The organism is Microbacterium pratiae (assembly GCF_047302165.1).
In the GTDB taxonomy this organism is placed as follows: domain Bacteria; phylum Actinomycetota; class Actinomycetes; order Actinomycetales; family Microbacteriaceae; genus Microbacterium.
Genome location: NZ_CP154843.1, coordinates 3,045,855 through 3,071,476, shown reverse-complemented (window position 1 = coordinate 3,071,476; position 25,622 = coordinate 3,045,855). Strand labels below are relative to the sequence as shown.

Below are 25,622 nucleotides of genomic sequence, written 5' to 3'. Positions count from 1 at the left end.
GAGGGCTATGAATCCCGATGCTCTCGCCGAAGCCCTCCTGTCCGTCGTCGCCCCGCTCGCCGAGGCGCGACGCCCCGGGTCGAGCGACGGGCTCACCGCCGCCGACTTCGTGTTCGAGCGCCCCAAGAACCGCGACCACGGCGATTGGGCGTCCAACGCGGCGATGAAGCTGGCCAAGCGCGTCGGCGCGAACCCGCGCGAGTTCGCTGCGGAGATCGCCGCGGCGCTCGCCGAGACGCCGGGCGTGGCATCCGTCGAGGTCGCCGGTCCCGGGTTCATCAACATCCGCCTGGATGCCGCCGCCGCCGGCGCTCTCGCACGCGAGATCGTCGAGTCGGGCGCTGCGTTCGGCCGCAACGACAGCCAGACCGGCAACTCGATCAACCTCGAGTTCGTGAGCGCGAACCCGACGGGTCCGATGCACATCGGGCACACACGGTGGGCGGCGCTCGGCGACGCGATCGCACGTCTTCTCCTCGCCAGCGGGGCCGAGCTCGTCCGCGAGTTCTACATCAACGACGCCGGCGCGCAGATGCAGCGGTTCGGTCGCTCCGTGCTCGCGAGCGCCAAGGGAGAGCCCACGCCCGAAGACGGCTACCCGGGCGCGTACATCGACGATCTCGCCCAGCGGGTCCTGTCGGCGCGTCCCGACCTGTTGACCCTCGCCCCCGATGAGCAGGAGCAGGTCGCGCTCGACCTCGGCTACGAGCTCCAGATGGCCGACCTCAAAGACTCGCTCGAGAAGTTCAACGTGCACTTCGACGTCTTCTTCAGCGAGCGGCTGCTGCACGCGACGCCCGCCGACGGCGGACCGAGCCTCGTCGACCAGGCCGTCGACCGGCTGCGCGCGCAGGGGCACGTCTTCGATCAGGACGACGCCGTCTGGGTACGGACGACCGACTTCGGCGACGACAAGGACCGCGTCATCCGCCGTTCCAACGGCGAGTACACCTACTTCGCCGCCGACGCCGCCTACTACCTCAACAAGGGCGATCGCGGTTTCGCGCACAAGATCTACCTGCTGGGCGCTGACCACCACGGGTACGTCCACCGCCTCAAGGCCCTCGCGGGCGCGGCCGGTGACGACCCCGAGAAGGACATCGAGGTGCTGATCGGCCAGCTCGTCTCGGTCAACGGCGCCCGCCTGTCCAAGCGCGCGGGCAACATCATCGAGCTCGACGACCTGCGCGACTGGCTCGGCACCGACGCGCTGCGCTACTCGCTCGCGCGTTACCCCGCCGACTCGCCGCTGACCCTCGATCCCGAGATCCTGCAGAAGCGCACGAACGACAACCCCGTGTTCTATGTGCAGTACGCGCATGCCCGCACCCACAACGTCGCGCGCAACGCGGCCGACTCCGGTGTCACCCGCGACGCATTCGCCCCCGAGCTGCTCGACCACGAGACCGAGTCGGCACTGCTCGGCGCGCTCCAGGAGTTCCCGCGCATCGTGGCGTTCGCCGCAGAGCTGCGCGAGCCGCACCGCGTCGCCCGGTACCTCGAAGAGCTCGCAAGCCTCTACCACCGCTGGTACGACACGTGCCGGGTCACGCCGCTCGGCGACGAGGAGGTCACCGATCTCCACCGCACCCGCCTCTGGCTCAACGACGCCACCGGCCAGGTGCTGCGCAACGGGCTCGACCTCCTGGGCGTCAGCGCCCCCGAACGGATGTGACCGGCGTGAGCGGTGCCACGCAGCCCACCCTCCCGCTGCCCGAGGCGGCCCCTGTGCCGCCGAAGCGACGGCGCCGGGCGCTGCCCTGGATCATCGCTCTCGTCGTGGTCGTCGGCCTCGCGATCGCCGCGTGGTTCGTCGCCGAGAGCATCACGCGCAGCATTCTCACGAACACCGTGCGCGAGCAGATCATCACCCGCCTCGCGCTGCCCGAGGACCAGCAGATCGACGTCGGCTTCGACGAGCCGGTGCTGCCACAGATCATCGGCGGGCGGCTCGACCGTCTCGACGTCGCGAGCGACGGCATCCCGCTCGGCGACGTCCTGGCCGATGTGTCGATGCGGGCTACCGACGTGCCGATTCGAGCCGACGGGGGCGACATCGGCTCGGCCGAGGCGACCGTGGTGTTCGGCGAGGACCAGCTCGAGACGCTGCTCTCGCAGGTCTCCGGAGTCTCGGGCGCCGGGGTCCAGCTCGATCCGCCGAACGTATCGGTCGAGGTCGAGATGCCGCTGTTCGCGCTCTCCGTCCCGCTCGGACTCGACCTGACTCCGAGCGCCGCAGACGGTGACATCGTCCTGACGCCCACAGCCGTGCGGCTCGGCGGCGCGGCGCTGACCGCCGACGACCTCCGCCAGCGGTTCGGGTCGGCCGCCGACGGGGTGCTGCGCGACTACCCGATCTGCATCCGTGATCGCCTTCCCGCTGGGCTGACGCTGCGCGAGGTACGTGTGGAACCCGGCGCGCTGGTCGCCGAGGTCGACGTGGACGGAGCGATCATCCGCGAGCCGGCGCTCCAGGCCGACGGCACCTGCGCCTGACCCGACCTCCTGACCCGAACGCTCGGCCGGGCTCAGTGGCCGTGGGCGAGAAGCAGCGCGACGGCGACCACCCCGACCAGCCCGAGCAGTAGCGCTGACGCGACGAGACGCTGCAGCACGGTCAGGCCCGTGCGTGCGCTGGCGAGGAGCACGACGCCCACCAGCACGGCGGCATCGGCGATGATCCCGATGATGAGCGCCGTGTCGAGGTCGATGACGTCGAACAGGGCGGCGAGGAGCGCGAGCAGCGGGAGCGACGCGGTCCCGAGGGCGACCACGGCCGTTCGCGCCATGACGGCGAGCTCGCGTCCGCTCGGGAACTGCCGATGACCGATCTGATGGGCGATGACCTCGGCGACGAAGCCTGCGGCGGCGATCGCGAAGATGCCGACCACCAGCGCGAAGATCGACTCGCCGACCGTGACGTGCTCGGCCGTGAGCAGTCCCGCCAGGATCGCCAGTCCGGTCACCGTCGCATAGATGCGTTCCTTCAGCGCGCCGATACGCTCGTCGAGTCCGGCCGGTTCGTGCGTTCCATTGCCCATCAGCGCCTCCTGCGCCAGGCTACAAGTGTGGAGTGCGCATGACATCGGGCGATGACGGTCCGGCTCTTCTCGTGGTCGCGGATGCCGTCGCCTGGCGTGCCTGGCTCGATGTCCATGAATCCGACACCGACGGCGTACGGCTGGTGCTCGCGAAGAAGAACGTCACCGAGCCGACATCGCTCACCTACGCCGAGGCGCTCGACGAGGCGCTGTGCAGCGGCTGGATCGACGGCCGACGGAACTCTCGCGATGAGGCGACGTTCGTGCAGCTCTTCACTCCGCGTCGTGCGCGCTCGATCTGGTCGCAGCGCAACGTCGGGATCATCGAGCGCCTGACCGCCGAAGGGCGCATGCGCGCGCGAGGGTGGACGGAGGTGGAGCGTGCGCGCGCGGACGGGCGGTGGGAGCGCGCGTACGCCGGTCAGGCGGGAGCCGCGGTTCCGAGCGACCTCGAGGCTGCCCTCGCGGTCTCGCCTCGGGCCGCCCGCCGGTTCTCGGGTCTGCCTGCCGCCGAGCGGTACTCCGTGCTCCACCCGATCCTGAGCGCGCCATCGGATGCCGTTCGGGCAGCGCGCATCCGTCGTGCCGTCATCCGACTCGCGGGGGAGGACGACGCCTCGTCGTCGGCCTGATGGCATCCCGCGTGCGAGCAGTCGCCCGCAGTCGCCCGCAGTCGCTCGCGGTCACACGGGCGGGGCGCTCCGGGAGGGTGTCCTAGACTGGCGGCACCGTCGCGGCCTCGTCTGCCCGACGGTCAGCGTCTCTCCCGATTGGTGTTCCCGTGTCCGCGTCCGACGTCCGCCCTGCCGTGCCGGAATGGCTGCTCCCTCCCGCTGACGTGAACGCGCTGGTCGAAGCCGTCTGGCCGCCCCGCGCCGAGCGCGACGACGCGGGCACGCTGTCGATCGGCGGGGTCAGCGCCACCGACCTGGCTGCTCGGTTCGGCACGCCGCTCTACGTGCTCGATCAGGATGCCGTCGTGACCCAGGCCCGGCGCGTCCGTCAGGCATTCGACGCCGCGGCAGCGCGCCACGGGACGACCGCTCGCGTGTATTACGCCGGGAAGGCGTTCTTGAGCACCGAGATCGTGCGCTGGGTGACGGCGGAGGGCCTCGCGGTCGATGTCGCTACCGGTGGCGAGCTCGCCGTGGCGCTGGCCGCGGGAGCTGATCCGGCACGGATCGGGCTGCACGGCAACAACAAGTCGGCCCTCGAGCTCGCGCGCGCCGTCGAGCTGGGAGTCGGCTCGGTCATCGTCGACAGCCTCGTCGAGATCGACCGGCTCGCCGAGATCGCGTCGTCCCGCGGAGCGGTCCAGCCGGTGCTCGTGCGCGTCAACAGCGGTGTGCACGCCGAGACCCACGACTTTCTGGCGACGGCCCATGAGGACCAGAAGTTCGGCTTCGCGCTCGCGGACGCCGAGGCCGTCGTCGCCCGCATCCGCGACCTTCCCTCGCTCCGCTTCATGGGGCTGCACTGCCACATCGGATCGCAGATCTTCGGCACCGCGGGCTTCGCCGAGTCGGCGTCGCGGCTCGTGGCCGTCCACGCGCGGCTGCTCGACGGCAGCGACGTGCCGGTGCTCAATCTCGGCGGTGGCTTCGGAATCGCCTACACGAGCGTCGACGACCCGACGCCGATCGATGAGCTGGCCGACGGCATCGTCGCCGCTGTCTCACGCGAGTGCGAGGCCCACGGCATCCCGCTTCCGACGCTCGCCTTCGAGCCCGGTCGGTCCATCGTCGGCCGCGCCGGAGTCACCTTGTACGAGGTGGGCACCACCAAGCCGGTGCGCGTCAGCGACGAGCTCGAGCGTCTCTACGTGAGCGTCGACGGCGGTATGAGCGACAATGCGCGCCCCGCCCTGTACGGTGCGGCCTATTCGGCACGAGTGGCCAACCGTCGCAGCGAGGCGCCCGCCGCGCTCTCGCGCGTCGTGGGGCGGCACTGCGAATCGGGCGACATCGTGGTCGACGCCGAGTACCTGCCCGCCGACGTCGCGCCGGGAGACCTGCTGGCCGTCCCGGCGACGGGCGCATACTGCTTCTCGCTCGCCAGCAACTACAACTACGTCCCGCGCCCGCCCGTCGTCGCCGTCTCCAGTGGCCGCGCTCGGGTGATCGTGCGCGGCGAGACGATCGATGACCTGCTCGCCCGCGACGCGGGCATCCCCACTGAAGGAGCCGAATGACGGACTACCGCCGCCTGCGCGTGGCCCTGCTCGGAGCCGGCGCCGTCGGCTCGCAGGTCGCCGCCCTGTTGCTCAAGCATGGAGACGAACTGGCCGATCGGGCCGGCGCCGCCCTCGATCTGGTCGGCATCTCGGTGCGCGACATCGACGCGCCGCGAGACGTCGAGCTGCCGCGCGAGCTGCTGACGACCGATCCCGAGCCGCTCCTCGTCGGCTCCGACATCGTCATCGAGCTCATGGGCGGCATCGAGCCCGCGCGCACGAGCATCCTGAAGGCGATCGGTGCGGGCGCCGACATCGTCACGGCCAACAAGGCGCTGCTCGCCACGCACGGACCCGAGCTCTTCGAGGCGGCCGACCAGGTGGGTGCCTCGATCTACTACGAGGCCGCCGCCGCCGGCGCCATCCCGATCATCCGTCCCCTGCGCGACTCGCTCGCCGGTGACCGGGTGCAGCGCATCATGGGCATCGTCAACGGCACGACGAACTACATCCTCGACCGCATGGACCGCGAGGGGTCGGACTTCGCCGACGTGCTGGCCGACGCGCAGGCGCTCGGATACGCCGAGGCCGACCCGACTGCCGACGTCGAGGGATACGACGCGGCGCAGAAGGCTGCGATCCTCGCGTCGCTCGCCTTCCACACCGCCGTGCCGCTGAACGCCGTCCACCGCGAGGGCATCACCCAGATCGACGCCGACATGATGGATGCCGCGCGCAAGGCCGGCTACGTCATCAAGCTCCTCGCCGTGTGCGAGCGTCTCGCCGACGCCGAGGTGTCGCCGTCCGGCGAGACGATCTCGGTGCGTGTGTATCCTGCGCTCGTCCCGCGCGAGCACCCGCTCGCGAGCGTGCACGGAGCCAATAACGCCGTCTTCGTCCAGGCGGAGGCAGCGGGCGACCTCATGTTCTATGGTGCGGGCGCGGGCGGCGTCCAGACCGCCTCCGCCGTCCTCGGCGACGTCGTCTCGGCCGCGCGGCGGCACATCGCCGGCGGTGTGGGCGTGGGGGAGTCGACGCGGGCGAACCTGCCGGTCGTCCCCATCGGACACGTCACGACGCGCTACCAGATCACCCTCGAGGTCGACGACCGCTCCGGTGTCCTCGCTTCGGTGGCGGGGCTGCTCAGCGACGGCAACGTCTCGGTGGCGACGCTCGAGCAGACGACGGTCGCGGACGGCGACGTCCAGACGGCACGACTGGTCATCGGCACGCACACCGCACGTGAGCAGGATCTGAGCGACGCCGTCGCCTCGCTCGGCGAGAGCGGCGTCGTCAAGCGCGTCGTCTCGGTGCTGCGGGTCGAGGGAGACTGACATGGCCCACGTCTGGCAGGGGGTGCTGCGCGAGTTCGCCGACCGCCTCGACGTCACCGACACCTCGACGGTCGTCACGCTGGGGGAGGGCGGCACGCCGTTGGTCCCCGCTCGCGAGCTCTCGCGTCGCACCGGCGCCGAGGTCTGGGTGAAGTTCGAGGGGATGAACCCGACGGGCTCGTTCAAGGACCGCGGCATGACGGTCGCCCTCTCGCGTGCCGTCGAGCACGGCGCGAAGGCGGTCATCTGCGCCTCCACCGGCAACACGTCGGCGTCTGCGGCGGCGTACGCCGCCCACGCCGGCATCACGGCTGCCGTCCTCGTGCCCGAAGGCAAGATCTCGATGGGCAAGCTGAGCCAGGCCGTCGCGCACGGCGGCCGCCTCATCCAGATCCGCGGCAACTTCGACGACTGCCTCGAGATCGCCCGGGAACTCGCCGATCACTACCCGGTGCACCTGGTCAACTCGGTCAATCCGGACCGCATCGACGGTCAGAAGACCGCGGCGTACGAGATCGTGTCGCAGCTGGGTGATGCTCCGGACTTCCACTTCGTGCCCGTCGGCAACGCCGGCAACTACACGGCGCACGCTCGCGGATACCGCGAGGAGGCGGCGCGCGGGGCAGCGACCCGGGTTCCCCGGATGTTCGGCTTCCAGGCCGCGGGGTCGGCCCCGCTCGTCCGCGGCGAGGTCGTGAGAGACCCCGACACCATCGCCACGGCGATCCGGATCGGCAACCCGGCCTCCTGGAACCTCGCCCTCGAAGCACGCGACGCCACCCGGGGCTGGTTCGGCGCCATCGACGACGACCGCATCCTCGCTGCGCAGAAGCTTCTCGCGAGCACCGCCGGCGTCTTCGTCGAGCCGGCGTCTGCGATCACCGTCGCGGGACTGCTCGATCGAGCGGAGGCGGGCGTCATCCCCGCCGGCTCGAAAGTCGTGCTCACCGTCACCGGTCACGGCCTGAAGGATCCGCAGTGGGCGCTCCGCAATGCCGACGGCACGCAGGCCGAGCCGCTCGTCGTCGATGCGACGACGTCGGAAGTGGCATCCGTGCTCGACCTCGCACCGGAGGCCATCGCATGACCCGCTCGGTTCAGGTGCGCGTTCCCGCGACCAGCGCCAACCTCGGCCCGGGCTTCGACACCCTGGGTCTCGCGCTCAGCGTCTACGACGAACTGATTGTCACGGAGCTGCCCGAACCCGGCCTGGAGATCACGGTCTCGGGCGAGGGGGCGGCCGACGTCCCCACCGACGCCTCGCACCTCGTCGTGCGAGCGATGGCCTACGCCTACGAGGCGTTCGGACGGGCGATGCCGGGGGTGCGGCTCGAAGCGGTCAACGCGATCCCGCACGGCCGTGGGATGGGCTCCTCGGGCGCCGCGGTCGTCTCCGGGCTGCTCGCCGCGAAGGGGCTGCTCGCGGGCGATGTGGAGATCGGCGCCGACGCGCTGCTGCGTCTTGCCACGGAGCTCGAGGGCCACCCCGACAACGTCGCTCCCGCTCTGTTCGGCGGCCTCACGATCGCGTGGGTCGACGAGCACGGCCCGCAGCACAAGAAGCTGCTCGTCCACCGCGGTGTCGCGCCGCTGGTGTTCGTGCCGGACTTCACGATGTCGACATCGGTGGCACGCGGATTCGACCCGCTGCAGGTCACGCGCGAAGACGCGATCTTCAATCTCTCGCGTTCGGCGCTCCTCGTCGCCGCCCTCACGCAGAGCCCCGATCTCCTCCTCGCCGCTACCGAGGACAAGCTCCACCAGTCGTACCGCGCCCAGGCGATGGTCGAGACCGACAAGCTCGTCCGGGCCTTGCGCGCCGAAGGGTTCGCCGCGGTCGTCTCGGGCGCAGGCCCCAGCGTCCTGGTGCTGGCGGACGGGCCGGGGCAGCGTCTCGCGGCCGCGGAGGTCGCCGCGCATACCACAGACACCCCGTGGGACGCTCGGATGCTGGCGGTCGATGTGCGCGGTGGTATGGTGAGGGACCATACGGAGGGTTCCACACCCTTGTGATCTGAGCCTCCGTCGCAATTCTGCGAATCACCGCGAACACCCCTGATCCATACCCCGTGCCGTCGGCCGGACGCGTGTGGCAGGTGGATGGCGCCCGCCGTGGACGGCGCTGGACGCGGTTCTGTCATATCCACCGTTTAAGAGGAGCACTCGTGGAGTCCAACTCCGAGAACCTGACGATCGACGAGACTGTCGACGCCCCGACCGAAGAGGCGACCGAGCAGCAGGATGCCGTCGTCGAGACCCCCGCCGAGGAGGCGCCCGCTGACGTCGCCGTCGCGGAGGCCGTGCCGACCGAGGCAGAGCCTGCCGAGGCAGCTGCGCCTGCGGAGGTCGTCGAGGCCGCCGAGCCCGCGGAGAAGCCGGCGAAGGCGCCGCGCAAGCGCGCCCCGCGTCGTGCCAAGAGCACCGATGTCCCCGCCGTCGTCGCCGAAGAGGTGCCCGCTGCTGCCGACGAGGCGCCCGCAGCCGCTGCCGACGCGCCCGCGGAGGGCACCCCTGCCGAGGCCGCATCCGAGACGGACGCACCCGCCGTGGACGCCGCCCCGGCGCAGGCTGCGGCGACCGCCGACGAGGCGACGCCGGACACCGACGCCGCTGAGGCGCCGGCCGAGGCGGAGGTCGCCGAGGCGCCGAAGAAGCCGGCACGCGGCCGCGGACGCGGACGCAACGCAAAGAAGGACGCCGAGGCGGAGCCCGCACCGAGCGCTGACGCGCCGGCCGAGTCCGCTGAGGCTCCGGCCGCCGAGGGCGCCGCCGAGACGCCCGCCGAGCAGGCATCCGAGTCCGATGCCTCGGCCGACGAATCGGCGAAGTCCGACTCCGGTGAGGGCGAGGGCGAGTCGTCCGGTCGCTCGCGGAGCCGGTCGCGCAGCCGCAACCGCAATCGCAACAAGGACAACGCGCAGGGCAACCAGGCTCAGGCGGGCCAGAGCCAGGCCGGAAACCAGAACCAGGGCGGCAACGGCCAGGGTGGCAACAACGGCGCGGACGACGACGACGCACCCGGCCAGAACGGCCGTGGCCGCCAGCGCAACAAGCGCCGCGGGCAGGGCGGTGGCGGCGACGAGTTCGAGACCGAGATCAACGAGGACGACGTCCTCATCCCGATCGCCGGTGTTCTCGACGTCCTCGACAACTACGCGTTCGTGCGCACGACCGGCTACCTCCCCGGCACCCAGGACGTCTACGTCTCGCTCGGCCAGGTCAAGAAGTACAACCTGCGCAAGGGCGACGCGGTCGTCGGCGCGATCAAGCAGCCCCGCGAGGGCGAGCAGTCGAGCCGCCAGAAGTACAACGCGCTCGTCAAGGTCGACTCGATCAACGGCCTGTCGGTCGAAGACGCCGCCGATCGCGTCGAGTTCGGCAAGCTGACGCCGCTGTACCCGCAGGAGCGTCTGCGCCTCGAGACCGGCCCCGAGAAGCTGACCCAGCGGATCATCGATCTCGTCGCACCGATCGGCAAGGGCCAGCGCGGCCTCATCGTCGCGCCGCCGAAGGCCGGCAAGACGATCGTGCTGCAGCAGATCGCGGGCGCGATCGCGCAGAACAACCCCGAGGTCCACCTCATGGTCGTGCTCGTCGACGAGCGCCCCGAAGAGGTCACCGACATGCAGCGCACGGTGAAGGGCGAGGTCATCGCCTCGACCTTCGACCGTCCCGCCGAAGACCACACGACGGTCGCCGAGCTCGCCATCGAGCGCGCCAAGCGGCTCGTCGAGCTCGGTCGCGACGTCGTCGTGCTGCTCGACTCGATCACGCGCCTCGGCCGTGCGTACAACCTGTCGGCCCCGACGTCGGGTCGGGTCCTGACCGGTGGCGTCGACGCTTCCGCGCTGTACCCGCCGAAGCGCTTCTTCGGAGCGGCTCGCAACATCGAGAACGGCGGCTCGCTGACGATCCTCGCGACGGCGCTGGTCGAGACCGGCTCCAAGATGGACGAGGTCATCTTCGAGGAGTTCAAGGGCACGGGCAACAGCGAGCTGCGCCTGTCGCGCCAGCTGGCCGACAAGCGGATCTTCCCGGCCGTCGACGTCAACGCATCGTCGACGCGTCGCGAAGAGATGCTGCTCTCGTCCGACGAGGTCAAGATCACCTGGAAGCTGCGCCGCGCCCTCGCCGGGCTCGACCAGCAGCACGCGCTCGGCGTCATCCTCGACAAGCTCAAGGAGACCCAGTCCAACGTCGAGTTCCTCGTTCAGATGCAGAAGTCGATCCCGGCGCCGACCACGCACTCCGGCGGGCACGACAACAGCATCCGCTGATCGTGTTCGAGTCGGTCCGAGGGCTGCTCGACGAGCACCGCGCGGTTCAGGAGGAGCTCTCCGACCCCGCGGTGCACGCCGACGCCGCACGTGCCAAGCGTGTGAACCGGCGGTACGCCGAGCTGTCGCGAATCGTCGCGGCCCACGAGGCGTGGGTCGCGGCATCCGACGACCTCGCCGCGGCTCGCGAGCTCGCCCGCGAGGACGACGCGTTCGCGGCCGAGGTCCCGGCGCTCGAGGAGGGGCTGCGCGAGGCGCAGGAGCGACTCCGCCGCCTGCTCATTCCGCGCGACCCCGACGACGCCCGCGACGTCATCATGGAGATCAAGCAGGGCGAGGGGGGAGCGGAGTCCGCTCTGTTCGCCGCCGATCTCCTGCGGATGTACATGCAGTACGCCGCGTCGCGCGGGTGGAAGACCGAGCTCCTCGAGCGCAACGAGTCCGACCTCGGCGGGTACAAGGACGTCCAGGTCGCGATCAAGGGATCGTCGACCGATCCCTCTCAGGGCGTCTGGGCTCACCTGAAGTACGAGGGCGGGGTGCACCGCGTGCAGCGTGTGCCCGCGACCGAGTCGCAGGGGCGCATCCACACCTCCACGACCGGCGTGCTCGTGTTCCCCGAAGTGGACGAGCCCGAAGAGATCACGATCGATCCGAACGACCTCAAGATCGACGTCTTCCGCTCGTCCGGTCCGGGCGGGCAGTCGGTCAACACGACGGACTCCGCTGTGCGCATCACGCACATCCCGACCGGCATCGTCGTCTCGATGCAGAACGAGAAGAGTCAGCTGCAGAACCGCGAGGCCGGCATGCGCGTGCTGCGCGCCCGGCTGCTGGCGAAGCAGCAGGAGGAGCGGGACGCCGCGGCATCCGACGCCCGCCGCTCGCAGATCCGCGGGATGGACCGGTCGGAGCGCATCCGCACCTACAACTTCCCCGAGAACCGCATCGCCGATCATCGGACGGGCTACAAGGCCTACAACCTCGATCAGGTGATGGACGGCGCCCTCGGCCCGGTCGTCGAGAGCTGCATCGCCGCCGACGAGGAAGCCCGGCTGGCCGCCCTGGCCGACGACTGACCCTCTCTCCGCCCCGTCGACTCGCCAGGATCTGCGGATGCGGGTACCCCCTGATCCGCCGTCTCTGGCGAGTCGACCGGGCGGGAAACGGTCGGGGTCAGATGTGGTACTCGGGGGCCGTGAGCACCGCGCGGGTGTCTTCGCCCTCGCGTCGGGCGCGCGCACGAGCGGGAACGCCGACGAGCACGGAGTCAGCGGGCGCGTCTTTCGTGACCACGGCGTTGGCGCCCACGACGCTGCCGGCACCGATCGTGATCGGACCCAGGATCTTCGCGCCGGCTCCGACGGCGACGCCGTCCTCGAGGGTGGGATGCCGCTTGCCGGCGTGGCGGGTCCGGCCGCCGAGCGTCACCCCGTGGTAGAGCATGACGTCGTCGCCGATGACGGCGGTCTCGCCGATCACGACGCCCATGCCGTGGTCGATGAAGAACCGCCTGCCGATCCGCGCTCCCGGATGGATCTCGATGCCCGTGAGCCAGCGTGTCAGCTGCGACCCGGCGCGCGCGAGGAATCGCGCGCGCCGGGTCCACAGCCGGTGCATGACGCGGTACGACCAGACCGCGTGCAGCCCCGGGTACAGCAACGCGATCTCGAGGCCGCTGCGAGCTGCGGGGTCGCGGAGTTTCGCAGCGGCCACGTCCTCGCGGATGCGTGCACGGAGCGTTCCCATCAGTCTTCGCGGAGGTCCTCGAAGAGCGGAGTCGAGAGGTAGCGCTCACCGAACGAGGGGATGATCACGACGATGTTCTTGCCCTCGGACTCGGGGCGCGCCGCGACCTGGAGCGCGGCCCAGACGGCGGCTCCCGACGAGATGCCGACGAGGATGCCCTCCTTCTGCGCGACCTCGCGGGCGACGCGGATCGCGTCGTCGAACGTGACGTCCTGCACCTCGTCGATGACGCCCTGATCGAGGATGGGCGGGATGAAGTTGGGCCCGATGCCCTGGATCTTGTGCGGGCCGGGCTTGCCCTCGGTGAGCAGGGGCGAGTCCTTCGGCTCGACCGCGACGATCTTCACATCGGCGACGCGCTCCTTGAGCACCTGCCCGACACCCGTGATCGTGCCGCCCGTGCCGATGCCCGCGACGAAGTAGCCGACCTGGCCGTCGGTGTCGCGGAGGATCTCCTCGGCGGTGGTGCGGCGATGGATGTCGGGGTTCGCCTCGTTGGCGAACTGCTTCGCGAGAACGGCGCCGGGCGTCTCGGCGGCGATCTTCTCGGCCTCCGACACCGCGCCCTTCATGCCGAGCGAGGGGTCGGTCAGCACGAGCTCGGCGCCGTACGCCTTGAGCAGCAGGCGACGCTCGATCGACATCGACGACGGCATCGTGAGGATGACGCGGTATCCGCGCGCGGCGCCGACCATGGCGAGCGCGATGCCCGTGTTGCCGCTCGTGCCTTCGACGATCGTCCCGCCGGGCTGCAGTGCCCCGGCCTTCTCGGCGGCGTCGACGATGGCGATTCCGAGACGGTCCTTGACGGACGATGCCGGGTTGTAGAACTCGAGCTTGGCGAGAACGGTGCCGGGCAGGCCCTCGCTGACGCGGTTCAACCGCACGAGAGGCGTGTTGCCGTATGCGGTGGTGATGTCGGGGTGGATGCCGTGGGTGACCGGGTCGGACATGTCTGCCTTTCGGGTTTTCGAGCGGATGCCGCGTCGCGGCGGGATCGTCGCCCCAGCCTATTGTCGCGGCCCGATGGGGGAGCCGAATGTGACGAATCCGCGCGCGTGATTAGGCTTGTCGGCGCCATGAGCACTGCACCCCTGCCTGCACCGACCCTGACCGAGGTCCTGCGTGCCGCGACCGCCGAGCTCGAGGCCGCATTCGTCCCGACCCCGCAGGTCGACGCCGAGCTCCTCGCCGCACACGTCCTGGGCATGGGGCGCGGTGAGCTGACGGCCGCCGTCTTCCGGGGTGATGCGATCGGTGCCGAGGACGCCGCACGGCTGGCCGAACTGATCGCGCGCCGCGCGTCGCGCGAGCCCCTGCAGCATCTCACCGGAGTCGCGCCCTTCCGTCACCTCGAGCTGCGCGTGGGGCCCGGCGTCTTCGTGCCGCGTCCGGAGACGGAGTCCGTCGCTCAGATCGCGATCGACCTGCTTCGCGCGGCAGCCGGTCCCGAGCCGGTCGCGGTCGACCTGGGGACGGGATCGGGGGCGATCGCCCTGGCGCTGGCCACGGAGGTGCCGCACGCGCGGGTGCACGCGGCGGAGAACTCCGTCGACGCCTTCATCTGGACGAAGGAGAACTTCGCCCTCGTCGGGGCGCCGAACGCGCGGCTCGCCTTCATCGATCTCGAGCACGCGTTCCCCGAACTCGACGGCACCGTGTCGGTGCTCGTCTCCAACCCGCCGTACGTCCCCGACGACGCGATCCCTCGTGACCCCGAGGTCCGGCTGTGGGATCCGCCGGCCGCTCTCTACGGCGGCGCCGACGGGCTCGACGTGGTCCGGACGCTCTCGCGCGTCGGGCTCCGTCTCGTGCACCCCGGAGGCAGCATCGTCATCGAGCACGGCGAGCTGCAGGGGGCCGCGATCCGCGGCATCCTGGCGGACGACGGGTGGTCGGCGACCGCCACGCATCCCGACCTCACGATGCGCGACCGCACCACGACGGCCGTCCGCTCCTGAGGTCGGGCGGGGTCCGCCGTACACTGGAGCGGTCATGTCTCCCGTTTTCGACTGCCGCGACGAGACCCAGGTCCTCCCCGGCATGCGCCAGGCGCGCCAGGCCATCGGTCGCGGCGATCTCATCGTCCTGCCCACCGACACCGTCTACGGTGTCGCCGCCGACGCCTTCAGCGCCACGGCTGTCGCCAAGCTGCTCGCTGCGAAGGGACGAGGGCGTCAGTCCCCGCCGCCGGTCCTCGTCGCCGGCATCGCGACGATGCGCGCTCTCGTGGCCGAGGTGCCCGAACCCGTCGAGCGGCTCGTCGAGGCCTTCTGGCCCGGCGGTCTGACGATCGTCCTGCCGGCTCAGCCGTCATTGTCGTGGGATCTGGGCGAGACGCGGGGGACCGTCGCGGTGCGCATGCCCGCCGACAGGTTCGCCCTGGAACTTCTGGAGGAGTGCGGCCCGCTGGCCGTCTCGAGCGCGAACCGCACGAAGATGAACGCCGCCGTCACGATCGACGACGCGGTACGGATGCTGGGCGACAGCGTCTCGGTGTATCTCGACGGCGGACCCGCGTCGACGGGAGTCGCATCGACGATCATCGACGCGACGTCGCTCATCGGCCCCGATCCCGCTCCGGTGCGGGTACTGCGCGATGGGGCCGTGAGTCGTGAGGCGCTGCGCGACGTGCTCGGTGATCTGCTCGAACCCGACGCCGAGCCCGAGCACGCCGAGGCGGCCAACCGCACGCCCCTGGAGCCCGGCTCCGGTGGCGGCACCGGCGAGACCGCCGGCGGCAGCGTCGCGTGAGGCTCTACCTGGCCACCTTCGTGGTCACGGCCCTCGTCACCTTCGGGTTGACGTGGATCGTCCTCAAGGTGAGCCTGCGGTACAAGCTCTATCCCGAGATCCGTGAGCGGGACGTCCACCGGACGCCGACGCCACGGCTCGGCGGCGTCGGGATGTTCCTCGGTGCCACCGCGGTCATCCTGACCTCGTCGCAGATCCCCTTCTTCGCGATCTTCTGGGCCAAACCCGAACCGATCTGGGCCATCCTCGCCGCGACCGCCCTCATCGTCGTGGTCGGCGTCGCCGACGACCTGTGGGATCTCGACTGGCTCATCAAGCTCGGCGCGCAGTTCGCCGCCGCGGCCATCGTCGTGGGTTTCGGGGGAGTGCAGATGTACACGATCCCGCTCGGCGGCCAGACGGTGGTCTCGAGCGCCGCGAGCTTCACGATCACGGTGTTCTCGATCGTCGTGGTGATGAACGCCGTCAACTTCATCGACGGCCTCGACGGCCTCGTGGCGGGCGTCGCACTCATCGCGAACGGGGTGTTCTTCACCTACACCTATCTGCTCGGGCGCGATTTCGGCGCGAGCAGCTACGCGAACCTGGCGTCGTTCCTCGCGGTCGTGCTCCTCGGGGTCTGCGCGGGCTTCCTGCCCCTCAACTGGAACCCCGCGAAGCTGTTCATGGGCGACTCGGGTGCCCTCATGATCGGGCTCCTCATGAGCTGCTCGGCCATCCTCGTCACCGGCACGCTCGTCCCGGCGACGGGCGACAACGACGTGTTCGGCCGCTCACAGCTGCTGGGTGCCTTCATCCCCATCCTGTTGCCGGTCGTCGTGGTGCTGCTGCCGCTGCTCGATTTCGGGATGGCGGTCATCCGCCGCATGTCGCGCGGCAAATCGCCGTTCTCACCCGACCGCAAGCACCTCCACCACCGGATGCTCGACATGGGTCACAGCGACCGTGATGCGGTGCTGATCTTCTACGCCTGGACGACGGTCGTCAGCCTCTCGGTGCTCCTGATGTACATCGGAACGACGGCGGCCTGGCCGGGCGACTACCTGTTCGGACTCGGCTTCCTCGTCCTCGGCATCGCGGCGTGCCTCGTCGTGACCTTCATCCCCGCCCGCCCTCAGCGCCCGACCTCCCTCGTGAAAGAGCCCTCCTCGTGACTGCGAACACCCCCGATCCCGCCGCTCGCCGCCGCATCTCCAGCACGCCCATCCTGCGCGCCGCGCTCTCCTGGGGCCTCCTCGTCGGCGTCGTCGTCGCGGGGGCCTTCGCGCTCGTCGGCGGAGTCGTCGCGGGTGCGGACGGCGCGTGGAGCGGTGTCCTCGGTGCGCTCGTGGGCATCGTCTTCCCCGCGTTCACCGCCCTCAGCATCCTGATCGGCAACCATTGGTACGGACATCCGCAGTGGCTCCAGATCTTCTTCGCAGTCGTCCTCGGCGGATGGCTCCTGAAGTTCGTCCTCGTCATCGTGGCGCTGCTGGTGCTGTTCCAGGTGGAGTGGCTCGAGCGCGGGATCTTCGCCCTCGCGGTGATCGTCGCAGCGGTCGCATCGCTCGTGGTCGACCTGATCGTCCTGAGCCGGATGCGGCTCTCGGGGGCCTCGGATGTCGAGCTTCCGACCTCCGACACGATTCAGGATTAGGTCGAGCCGTAACCTTTGGTAGTGTGGGAGTACACTCTGCGGCTGGTGTGCAGTGGCGACACCGAGGCCCCGCTGGAGTTGTTCCCCTTCTAACCCTCACCGAGCTAGTCCTGGCTGGCCCGAGAAGCTGGAGCCAATACGTTGACTCAAGCGACGACGATTGTCGCAGCGGCGGCATCGGACAACGAGTTCCACCCGCCGTCCATCTCCGACTTCTTCCCGCCGGCTCTGCTGTTCGAAGGCACGCCCTTCGAATTCACCCGGATCAGCATGGTCCAGGTCATCGCGACCGTGGCGCTGGTGATCTTCCTGGTGGTCGGCACACGCCGACTCTCGGTGGTCCCCGGCCGGTTCCAGAGCGTGGTCGAGTTCGGCTTCGGCTTCGTCCGTGACCAGGTCGTGTACCAGGTCCTGGGCGAGAAGGACGGCCGCCGCTTCCTGCCGCTGCTGACCGCGATGTTCTTCACGATCCTGTTCATGAACCTGACGGGCGTCATACCCGGCATGAACATCGCGGGAACCTCCGTGGCCGGTGCGCCGCTGGTGTTCGCGCTCGTGGCCTACGTCATGTTCATCTACGCGGGCATCCGCAAGCACGGCGTCGGGCACTTCCTCAAGAACTCGTTGGTTCCCAGCGGCGTTCCGGTCTACCTGCTGCCGATCATCGCGCTCGTCGAGCTCATCTCGACCTTCATCGCGCGCCCGGTCTCGCTCTTCCTGCGACTGCTGCTGAACATGATGGTCGGCCACCTCATGCTCGTGCTGTTCTTCGCGGCGACCCAGTTCTTCCTGCTGGGCCTCAACGCCTTCACGCCGCTCGCGGCGGGAACGCTCGCGATGGGCTTCGCCTTCACTCTCTTCGAGATCTTCGTCTCGATCCTCCAGGCCTACGTCTTCACGATCCTCACCGCGGTCTACATCCAGCTCGCGGTCGCGGAAGAGCACTGACGAGCAGCTGACCGGCTGCTCGCCCTACGAAAGGAAAACACCAGTGGACGCAACGACGGTTCTCGCCCAGGTCACCGGCAACATCGCGACCGTGGGTTACGGCCTCGCGGCCATCGGCCCGGCCATCGGCCTCGGCATCATGATCGGCAAGACCATCGAGTCGACCGCCCGTCAGCCCGAGCTCGCCGGCCGCCTGCAGAGCACCATGTTCATCGGTGTCGCGTTCATCGAGATCCTCGCGCTGATCGGCATCGTCACGCCGTTCATCTTCAACGCGCTCTGATCCCGACGCGACCCACAGATAAGGAGACAGGATGCTGAACGCTCTTGTCACGCTTGCGGCGGAGGAGGGATCCAACCAGGTCCCCATCCTCCCGGCGGTCTACGACATCATCTGGTCGGCTGTCTGCTTCCTCGTCATCATCTTCGTGGTGGTGCGCTACGCGATGCCGCGCCTGAACACGGTGCTCGACGCGCGCAGCGCGGCCATCGAGGGCAACATCGCCAAGGCCGATGAAGCCCAGCGCAAGGCCGAGGCCGCGCTCGAGGAGTACACCGCTCAGCTGGCCGAGGCCCGCAAGGAAGCCGGTGAGATCCGCGACGCAGCTCGCGAGGACGGTCGCAAGATCGTCAGCGAGGCGAAGCAGAACGCATCGGCCGAGGCCGAGCGTCTCACCGCCGCCGCGCACACGCAGATCGAAGCCGAGCGTCAGGCTGCCGTCGTCTCGCTCCGCAGCGAGGTCGGCACGCTCGCTCTCGACCTCGCCGGTGGCGTCATCGGTGAGACCCTGTCCGACGACCAGAAGGCTCAGGCCATCGTCGATCGCTTCCTCAGCGAGCTCGAAGCCTCTGAGAAGGCGTCGAACTGATGGGCAGCGCGACCACTCAGGCACTCGTCGCGACGACGGCGGCCATCGCCGAGACGCCCGGGCTCACGCTCGACGTGTCCGGTGAGCTGTTCGTCGCCGCGCGGGCTCTGGCGGACTCGCCGCAGCTGAGCGGCGCGCTGACGGACAACGCGGCCTCGCCGCAGGCTCGCGACAAGGTCGTCGGCGACGTGTTCGGTCCGGCTTTCGCGCCGCAGACCGTCGCGCTGCTCCGGACGGCCGTCGCGCAGCGCTGGTCCTCGGTCGACGACTTCGTCGATGCTGTCGAGGAGCTGGCGATCCGTGCCGCGGCCGTCGCCGATCAGGGAGATCTCGAGAACGAGCTGTTCGGTGTGCTGCACACCGTGTCGGCGAATCCCGAGCTCGAACTCGCTCTCGGCAGCCGGCTGGGGGAGGCCTCGGCCAAGGGGGCTCTCATCGAGCGCCTTCTCGACGGGCGTTTCGGCGCGGGCACGCGTCTGGTCGCTTCGGCGATCGTGCAGCGTCCGCGTGAGCGTCGTGTGCGGCAGCTCCTCGAGCGGGCGATCCGCATCGTCTCGAACCAGCGCGGACGCGTCGTCGCGAGCGTCCGCACGGCGACGTCGCTCAACGACCAGCAGCGGGCGCGCCTCGCCGAGACCCTCTCGAACCGCTACGGCACGCCTGTCGCGCTCAACCTCGTCGTCGACCCCGCGGTCGTCGGGGGGCTGCGCATCGAGATCGGCGACGACGTGATCGACGCGACCGTCGCCTCCCGCCTCTCCGATCTCCGCCAGCGACTGGCGGGCTGACCCACCTCACCGCCCGCAGGGGCGCACCGGCCGGATGCATCCGGACCCTCAGACTCAGGACCGAAGGAACACCATGGCAGAACTGTCCATCAGCCCGGATGTCATCCGTGACGCGCTGAAAGACTTCGTCGCCGCGTACGAGCCCACCGGGGCCGCCGCGACCGAGGTCGGCACCGTCGTCGACGCGGCCGACGGCATCGCCCACGTCGAGGGTCTGCCCGGCGTCATGGCGAACGAGCTCGTCCGCTTCGAGAACGGCGTCGAGGGCCTCGCACAGAACCTCGACGAGCACGAGATCGGCGTCGTCGTCCTCGGCGACTTCGCCGGGATCCAGGCGGGCCAGAAGGTTACCCGTACCGGCGAGGTGCTGTCGGTCGGCGTCGGCGAGGGCTACCTCGGCCGCGTCGTCGACCCGCTCGGCAACCCGATTGACGGACTCGGAGAGATCGCGACCTCGGGGCGCCGCGCGCTCGAGCTGCAGGCGCCCGGCGTCATGCAGCGCAAGTCGGTTCACGAACCGATGCAGACCGGCATCAAGGCCATCGACGCGATGATCCCCGTCGGCCGCGGTCAGCGTCAGCTGATCATCGGCGACCGCCAGACCGGCAAGACGGCCATCGCGATCGACACGATCATCAACCAGAAGGCCAACTGGGAGTCCGGCGACGTCAACAAGCAGGTCCGCTGCATCTACGTCGCCATCGGCCAGAAGGGCTCGACCATCGCCTCGGTGAAGGGCGCGCTCGAGGACGCCGGAGCCATGGAGTACACGACGATCGTCGCGGCTCCGGCATCCGACCCCGCCGGATTCAAGTACCTGGCCCCCTACACCGGCTCGGCCATCGGTCAGCACTGGATGTACGAGGGCAAGCACGTCCTGATCATCTTCGACGACCTGTCGAAGCAGGCCGAGGCCTACCGTGCCGTTTCGCTGCTGCTGCGCCGCCCGCCGGGCCGCGAGGCATACCCCGGCGATGTGTTCTACCTGCACTCGCGTCTGCTCGAGCGTTGCGCGAAGCTCTCCGACGAGCTGGGTGCCGGATCGATGACGGGCCTCCCGATCATCGAGACCAAGGCGAACGACGTCTCGGCGTACATCCCGACCAACGTGATCTCGATCACCGACGGCCAGATCTTCCTGCAGTCCGACCTCTTCAACGCCAACCAGCGTCCCGCGGTCGACGTGGGCATCTCGGTGTCGCGCGTCGGCGGTGACGCCCAGGTCAAGTCGATCAAGAAGGTCTCGGGCACGCTGAAGCTCGAGCTCGCCCAGTACCGCTCGCTCGAGGCGTTCGCGATGTTCGCGTCCGACCTCGACGCGGCGTCGCGTCGTCAGCTGGCTCGCGGAGCGCGTCTGACCGAGCTGCTCAAGCAGCCGCAGTACTCGCCGTACCCCGTCGAGGAGCAGGTCGTCTCGATCTGGGCCGGCACCAACGGCAAGCTCGACACGATCGAGGTCGAGGACGTCCTGACCTTCGAGCGCGAGCTGCTCGACTACCTCAAGCGCAACACGTCGATCCTCGACACCCTGCGTGAGACCAACGTGCTGGGCGACGACACCGTGGCCGAGCTCGAGAAGGTCGTCGACGCGTTCGTGCTCGAGTTCCAGGGCGGAAAGGGCCAGGCCATCAACAAGCCCGGCCACGAAGAGACCGCTGCCGCCGAGGCCGATGACGTGAACCAGGAGCAGATCGTCAAGGGCCGCCGCGGCTGACGCGGAGGACGACACACTATGGGCGCACAACTCCGGGTCTACAAGCAGAAGATCAGTTCTGCTCAGACGACCAAGAAGATCACGAAGGCGATGGAGCTCATCGCGGCTTCGCGCATTCAGAAGGCGATGGGTCGCGTCCGCGCGTCCTCTCCCTTCGCGCGGGCCGTGACGCGTGCCGTCTCCGCGGTGGCGACCCACTCCGACGTCGAGCACCCGCTGACGACCGAGCGCGAGACGATCCGTCGCTCCGCGGTCGTCATCTTCGCCTCCGATCGCGGCCTCGCCGGCGCGTTCAACTCGCAGATCCTCCGTGAGGGTCTCGAGCTGGCCGAGCTGCTGCGGTCGCAGGGCAAGGAAGTGGATTACTACCTCATCGGGCGCAAGGCCGTCGGGTACTTCCAGTTCCGCCGGATGCGGGCTGCGGGCGAGTGGACGGGTGACACCGACACGCCCCACTTCAGCACGGCCGAGCAGGTCGCCGGGGCGCTCCTCGACGCCTATGCTCAGGGCGGCGAAGACGGCGGCGTCGACGAGATCCACCTCGTGTACAACCGTTTCGTCAGCATGATGACGCAGACGCCCGAAACCGTGCGTCTGCTGCCCCTCGAGGTCGTCGAGGCCGATGCTGCAACGGCGGACCAGGCTCCGGTCTACCCGCTGTACGAGTTCGAGCCCGACCCCGAGACGGTGCTCGACGCGCTGCTGCCGGTCTACGTCCAGAGCCGCGTGTTCAACGCGCTGCTCCAGTCGTCCGCCGCGAAGCACGCCGCGACGCAGAAGGCGATGAAGTCGGCGAGCGACAACGCCGACAAGCTCATCACCGACTACACCCGCCTCCGCAACAACGCTCGCCAGGCCGAGATCACTCAGCAGATCGCCGAGATCGTCGGCGGCGCCGACGCTCTGGCGTCGGGCAAGTAAGACCAACCGAAAGAGACAGACATGACCACCGTCACTGCCGAAGCCACGTCGGTCGTCGGCCGCGTTGCGCGCGTCACCGGCCCCGTCGTCGACATCGAGTTCCCGCACGACTCGATCCCCGACATCTACAACGCGCTCAAGACCACGATCACGATCGACGGCGAGTCGACCGAGATCACGCTCGAGGTCGCTCAGCACCTCGGCGACGACCTCGTCCGCGCGATCTCGCTGAAGCCGACCGACGGCATGGTCCGCGGCCAGGAGGTGCGCGACACCGGTGGCCCCATCACGGTTCCCGTCGGCGACGTCACCAAGGGCAAGGTCTTCAACGTCACCGGCGACGTTCTCAACGCCGCCGAGGGCGAGACCGTCGAGGTCACCGAGCGCTGGGGCATCCACCGTCAGGCGCCGAGCTTCGACCAGCTCGAGTCGAAGACCCAGATGTTCGAGACCGGCATCAAGGTCATCGACCTCCTCACCCCCTACGTCCAGGGTGGAAAGATCGGCCTCTTCGGCGGTGCCGGCGTCGGCAAGACCGTCCTCATCCAGGAGATGATCCAGCGCGTCGCGCAGGACCACGGCGGTGTGTCGGTGTTCGCCGGTGTCGGAGAGCGCACCCGTGAGGGCAACGACCTCATCCACGAGATGGAGGAGGCGGGCGTCTTCGACAAGACCGCCCTCGTCTTCGGCCAGATGGACGAGCCGCCGGGAACGCGTCTGCGCGTCGCGCTGTCGGCGCTGACGATGGCGGAGTACTTCCGCGACGTCCAGAAGCAGGACGTGCTGCTCTTCATCGACAACATCTTCCGCTTCACGCAGGCCGGTTCCGAGGTGTCGACGCTGCTCGGCCGTATGCCCTCCGCAGTGGGTTACCAGCCGAACCTGGCAGACGAGATGGGTGTGCTCCAGGAGCGCATCACGTCGACCCGCGGTCACTCGATCACCTCGCTGCAGGCGATCTACGTCCCCGCCGACGACTACACCGACCCGGCTCCGGCGACGACCTTCGCGCACCTCGACGCGACGACCGAGCTCTCGCGTGAGATCGCGTCGAAGGGTCTGTACCCGGCCGTCGATCCGCTGAGCTCGACGAGCCGCATCCTCGACCCGCGTTACATCGGTGAGGACCACTACCGTGTGGCCACCGCCGTGAAGCAGATCCTCCAGAAGAACAAGGAACTGCAGGAGATCATCGCGATCCTCGGTGTCGACGAGCTCTCCGAAGAGGACAAGATCGTCGTGTCGCGTGCGCGTCGCATCCAGCAGTTCCTCTCGCAGAACACCTACATGGCGAAGAAGTTCACCGGTGTCGAGGGCTCCACGGTCCCGATCAAGGAGACCATCGAGTCGTTCGACGCGATCGTCAAGGGTGACTTCGATCACGTGGCCGAGCAGGCCTTCTTCAACGTCGGCGGTATCGGCGACGTCGAAGAGAAGTGGGCGAAGATCCAGAAGGAGAACAGCTGACATGGCTCTGACGGTCACGCTCGTCTCCGCCGAGGCGGAGGTCTGGTCGGGTGAGGCGTCCCTCGTCGTGGCCAAGACCGTCGAGGGCGAGATCGGCTTCATGGCGGGTCACGAGCCCGTGCTGGCGATCCTCGCCGAAGGCCAGGTGCGCATCACGCAGCCCGGTGGCGAGAAGATCGTCGCCAACGCGCAGGACGGGTTCCTGTCGATGGAGGGCGACGAGCTCACCATCGTGGCGGGCAACGCCGCGCTGGCCTGACCTGCACCACGTCTACGAGAGACCGCATCCTCCGGGGTGCGGTCTCTCGCTGTGAAAGGGAGATCTCCGGATGCTGGTGCTGCTGCCCCCCTCCGAGACCAAGCGAGCCGGCGGCACCGGTGCTCCGCTCGATGTCGAGGCGCTCGCGTTGCCGCAGCTGGCCCCCGAGCGGCGCGCTGCCGTCGATGCGCTCGTGGAGCTGTCGCGTGATCCAGAGACCGCGGCGCGAGTGCTGAAGCTCGGCTCTCGCCAGCGGGGTGAGATCGCGGTGAACGCCGAGCTGAGGACGGCTCCGACGATGCCGGCGGTCGACCGCTACACGGGAGTGCTGTTCGACGCCCTCGACGCGGCGAGCCTCGACTCCGCGGCGCGTGCCTGGCTCGGCGAACATGTGCTCATCCAGTCGGCTCCGTTCGGTCCCGTCGCCGCGCTCGATCCGATCCCGGCCTATCGCCTGTCGGCGGGGACGGCGCTGCCCGGCATCCCGCCGCTCCGGCGTCATTGGGCGGCGGTCAGCACCGCCGCACTGGGGGCGATGCCCGTGCCCTTCGTGCTCGATCTGCGCTCGGAGGCCTACGTGGCGCTCGCTCCGGTGCCCGCTACGCTTCCTTCCGCATTCGTCCGCGTCGTCTCGGCGGGTCCCGACGGGACCGTGCGCGCTCTGAACCATTTCAACAAGCATGCCAAGGGCGATCTCACACGCGCGCTCGCCCGTTCTGCCGCCGCGGTGGGCTCGCGTGCCGATCTGGTCGCCTGGGCGGACGCGAACGGATGGGTCCTCCGAGAGGCATCGGGAACGTCCGAGCTCGAGCTCATCGTCTGATCGCCGGATCTCGGCTCGGTGGAGGTCTCACGCCGCACCCCGTGTTTCGCTAGCATGAGCGGCGACCGACGACGCGAGCGCGTCGTCCCGGGTCACGACTGAGGAGGTCGTTCATGTCGGGTTACTACGACGATGGTGCAGGGGCGGGCGCTGTTCTCGCTCTGCTGCTGCTGATCCTTCCCATCATCCTGATCCTCGCGCTCGCGGGCTACATCATCAGCTCGTTCTTCTACATGAAGATCTTCGAGAAGGCGGGCGTTCAGGGTAAGTGGCGCGCGTGGGTCCCGTTCTACCGCGAGATGGTGTTCGCCAAGCTCGGCGACGTCTCCCCGTGGGTCATGCTGGGCGCGATCATCGCCACGGGCGTGCTGAGCAACATCCCGGCCATCGGCTTCATCTTCGGCTACCTCGCGATCATCGCTCTCGCTCTGGCGAGCGTCCGCGTCGGCCAGAAGCTCGGCAAGGACTGGCCGCTCGTGCTGCTCTACATCCTCCCGGGCATCGGCGGTCTGATCTGGCTTGGTATCGCAGCCTTCTCGAGCTCGCCGTGGAACCCCAACGTGCAGCCTTCGCCGTGGCGCACCTCGTTCCTGCGCGACACGACGGTCTGGCAGGGCATCCCCGTTCAGCCGGACGGGGGCGCGGCTCCTGCGCCGGGTGCATACGGTGCCGCCGGTGGCGGATACGCCCCGCCGGCGACCCCCAGCGCGCCGCCGGCCGGTTCCTACCCGCCGCCCGCTGCGCCGCCGGCACCTCCGGCCGGTTCCTACCCGCCGCCGGCCGCACAGCCGCCCGTCACGCCGCCGACCACCGAGCCTCCCGCTCCGGACGCGCCGAAGCAGTGAGCACCCGAGGAGCCCTCGTCGAAA

26 protein-coding genes are annotated in these 25,622 nt (G+C 69.4%); 23 read left to right on the top strand and 3 right to left on the bottom strand.

The window, feature by feature from the left end; all coding sequences use genetic code 11:
• The first annotated feature begins 7 nt into the window (after positions 1 to 7).
• Entirely contained in the window at positions 8 to 1,675 is a 1,668-nt protein-coding gene (gene argS, locus AA0Y20_RS14620; RefSeq protein ID WP_412935681.1) for an arginine--tRNA ligase, read from the top strand.
• A 5-nt stretch (positions 1,676 to 1,680) separates the two neighbouring features.
• Positions 1,681 to 2,496, top strand: a complete 816-nt coding sequence (locus tag AA0Y20_RS14615) for a DUF2993 domain-containing protein (protein WP_412935678.1) — start codon at positions 1,681 to 1,683, stop codon at positions 2,494 to 2,496.
• 32 nt (positions 2,497 to 2,528) lie between these two features.
• Here the strand turns inward: AA0Y20_RS14615 and AA0Y20_RS14610 are convergent, their stop codons facing one another.
• Positions 2,529 to 3,041, bottom strand: coding sequence for a hypothetical protein (locus AA0Y20_RS14610; protein ID WP_412935676.1), 513 nt, complete (start codon positions 3,039 to 3,041; stop codon positions 2,529 to 2,531).
• Positions 3,042 to 3,079: 38 nt separating this feature from the next.
• Between AA0Y20_RS14610 and AA0Y20_RS14605 the strand changes: the two genes are divergently transcribed.
• The 7 genes from AA0Y20_RS14605 to prfA all read left to right on the top strand — a co-directional run bounded on the left by AA0Y20_RS14605 (position 3,080) and on the right by prfA (position 11,904).
• Positions 3,080 to 3,673, top strand: coding sequence for a YdeI/OmpD-associated family protein (locus AA0Y20_RS14605; protein ID WP_412935673.1), 594 nt, complete (start codon positions 3,080 to 3,082; stop codon positions 3,671 to 3,673).
• A gap of 149 nt (positions 3,674 to 3,822) precedes the next feature.
• Positions 3,823 to 5,232: a diaminopimelate decarboxylase gene (gene lysA, locus AA0Y20_RS14600; RefSeq protein WP_412935670.1), complete on the top strand. Its 1,410-nt coding sequence runs from the start codon at positions 3,823 to 3,825 to the stop codon at positions 5,230 to 5,232.
• The gene (locus AA0Y20_RS14595; RefSeq protein WP_412935667.1) at positions 5,229 to 6,548 is read left to right on the top strand and encodes a homoserine dehydrogenase; all 1,320 of its coding nucleotides are present in this window, start codon (positions 5,229 to 5,231) and stop codon (positions 6,546 to 6,548) included. The genes lysA and AA0Y20_RS14595 overlap by 4 nt, the downstream gene beginning before the upstream one ends.
• Before the next feature lies 1 nt (position 6,549).
• Complete coding sequence (thrC, locus tag AA0Y20_RS14590) at positions 6,550 to 7,635, top strand: threonine synthase (RefSeq protein WP_412935664.1); 1,086 nt, start codon at positions 6,550 to 6,552, stop codon at positions 7,633 to 7,635.
• Positions 7,632 to 8,561, top strand: coding sequence for a homoserine kinase (thrB, locus tag AA0Y20_RS14585; protein WP_412935663.1), 930 nt, complete (start codon positions 7,632 to 7,634; stop codon positions 8,559 to 8,561). Before thrC ends, thrB begins: the two co-directional genes overlap by 4 nt.
• 152 nt (positions 8,562 to 8,713) lie before the next feature.
• On the top strand, positions 8,714 to 10,825 hold the full coding sequence (rho, locus tag AA0Y20_RS14580) for a transcription termination factor Rho (RefSeq protein ID WP_412935661.1): 2,112 nt from the start codon (positions 8,714 to 8,716) through the stop codon (positions 10,823 to 10,825).
• A gap of 2 nt (positions 10,826 to 10,827) precedes the next feature.
• Complete coding sequence (gene prfA / locus AA0Y20_RS14575; protein ID WP_413331705.1) at positions 10,828 to 11,904, top strand: peptide chain release factor 1; 1,077 nt, start codon at positions 10,828 to 10,830, stop codon at positions 11,902 to 11,904.
• Between the two features lie 97 nt (positions 11,905 to 12,001).
• On the opposite strand, the gene epsC is transcribed toward prfA, so the two are convergent.
• Positions 12,002 to 12,574, bottom strand: a complete 573-nt coding sequence (epsC, locus tag AA0Y20_RS14570; protein ID WP_412935659.1) for a serine O-acetyltransferase EpsC — start codon at positions 12,572 to 12,574, stop codon at positions 12,002 to 12,004.
• The gene (cysK, locus tag AA0Y20_RS14565) at positions 12,574 to 13,527 is read right to left on the bottom strand and encodes a cysteine synthase A (protein ID WP_412935656.1); all 954 of its coding nucleotides are present in this window, start codon (positions 13,525 to 13,527) and stop codon (positions 12,574 to 12,576) included. The genes epsC and cysK overlap by 1 nt, the downstream gene beginning before the upstream one ends.
• Before the next feature lie 126 nt (positions 13,528 to 13,653).
• Here cysK and prmC point away from each other — a divergent pair, with 126 nt between their 5' ends.
• The 14 genes from prmC to AA0Y20_RS14495 all read left to right on the top strand — a co-directional run bounded on the left by prmC (position 13,654) and on the right by AA0Y20_RS14495 (position 25,598).
• Positions 13,654 to 14,535, top strand: a complete 882-nt coding sequence (gene prmC / locus AA0Y20_RS14560; RefSeq protein WP_412935654.1) for a peptide chain release factor N(5)-glutamine methyltransferase — start codon at positions 13,654 to 13,656, stop codon at positions 14,533 to 14,535.
• A 34-nt stretch (positions 14,536 to 14,569) separates the two neighbouring features.
• Positions 14,570 to 15,328 (top strand): L-threonylcarbamoyladenylate synthase, encoded by a 759-nt coding sequence (locus AA0Y20_RS14555; protein WP_412935651.1) that lies wholly within the window; start codon positions 14,570 to 14,572, stop codon positions 15,326 to 15,328.
• The gene (locus AA0Y20_RS14550) at positions 15,325 to 16,482 is read left to right on the top strand and encodes an MraY family glycosyltransferase (protein ID WP_412935648.1); all 1,158 of its coding nucleotides are present in this window, start codon (positions 15,325 to 15,327) and stop codon (positions 16,480 to 16,482) included. The genes AA0Y20_RS14555 and AA0Y20_RS14550 overlap by 4 nt, the downstream gene beginning before the upstream one ends.
• On the top strand, positions 16,479 to 16,964 hold the full coding sequence (locus AA0Y20_RS14545) for a hypothetical protein (protein WP_412935646.1): 486 nt from the start codon (positions 16,479 to 16,481) through the stop codon (positions 16,962 to 16,964). Before AA0Y20_RS14550 ends, AA0Y20_RS14545 begins: the two co-directional genes overlap by 4 nt.
• Before the next feature lie 141 nt (positions 16,965 to 17,105).
• A complete protein-coding gene (gene atpB, locus AA0Y20_RS14540) occupies positions 17,106 to 17,912 on the top strand; it encodes a F0F1 ATP synthase subunit A (RefSeq protein ID WP_259455379.1) in 807 nt (268 codons plus the stop codon).
• Between the two features lie 43 nt (positions 17,913 to 17,955).
• Positions 17,956 to 18,195, top strand: coding sequence for an ATP synthase F0 subunit C (gene atpE / locus AA0Y20_RS14535; protein ID WP_023955203.1), 240 nt, complete (start codon positions 17,956 to 17,958; stop codon positions 18,193 to 18,195).
• A gap of 31 nt (positions 18,196 to 18,226) precedes the next feature.
• Positions 18,227 to 18,781, top strand: coding sequence for a F0F1 ATP synthase subunit B (locus AA0Y20_RS14530; protein ID WP_412935644.1), 555 nt, complete (start codon positions 18,227 to 18,229; stop codon positions 18,779 to 18,781).
• Positions 18,781 to 19,569 (top strand): F0F1 ATP synthase subunit delta, encoded by a 789-nt coding sequence (locus AA0Y20_RS14525; RefSeq protein WP_412935642.1) that lies wholly within the window; start codon positions 18,781 to 18,783, stop codon positions 19,567 to 19,569. Before AA0Y20_RS14530 ends, AA0Y20_RS14525 begins: the two co-directional genes overlap by 1 nt.
• A gap of 73 nt (positions 19,570 to 19,642) precedes the next feature.
• Positions 19,643 to 21,283: a F0F1 ATP synthase subunit alpha gene (gene atpA, locus AA0Y20_RS14520; RefSeq protein ID WP_412935640.1), complete on the top strand. Its 1,641-nt coding sequence runs from the start codon at positions 19,643 to 19,645 to the stop codon at positions 21,281 to 21,283.
• 18 nt (positions 21,284 to 21,301) lie between these two features.
• Entirely contained in the window at positions 21,302 to 22,204 is a 903-nt protein-coding gene (locus AA0Y20_RS14515) for a F0F1 ATP synthase subunit gamma (protein ID WP_412935638.1), read from the top strand.
• A 21-nt stretch (positions 22,205 to 22,225) separates the two neighbouring features.
• Positions 22,226 to 23,671 carry a F0F1 ATP synthase subunit beta gene (gene atpD / locus AA0Y20_RS14510; RefSeq protein ID WP_091502862.1) on the top strand — a complete coding sequence of 482 codons (1,446 nt, stop codon included), beginning with the start codon at positions 22,226 to 22,228 and terminating at the stop codon, positions 23,669 to 23,671.
• 1 nt (position 23,672) lies between these two features.
• Positions 23,673 to 23,930 carry a F0F1 ATP synthase subunit epsilon gene (locus AA0Y20_RS14505; RefSeq protein WP_023955192.1) on the top strand — a complete coding sequence of 86 codons (258 nt, stop codon included), beginning with the start codon at positions 23,673 to 23,675 and terminating at the stop codon, positions 23,928 to 23,930.
• Between the two features lie 70 nt (positions 23,931 to 24,000).
• Positions 24,001 to 24,753, top strand: a complete 753-nt coding sequence (locus AA0Y20_RS14500) for a YaaA family protein (protein WP_412935634.1) — start codon at positions 24,001 to 24,003, stop codon at positions 24,751 to 24,753.
• A gap of 113 nt (positions 24,754 to 24,866) precedes the next feature.
• The gene (locus AA0Y20_RS14495; protein WP_412935632.1) at positions 24,867 to 25,598 is read left to right on the top strand and encodes a large exoprotein; all 732 of its coding nucleotides are present in this window, start codon (positions 24,867 to 24,869) and stop codon (positions 25,596 to 25,598) included.
• Positions 25,599 to 25,622: the final 24 nt, after the last annotated feature.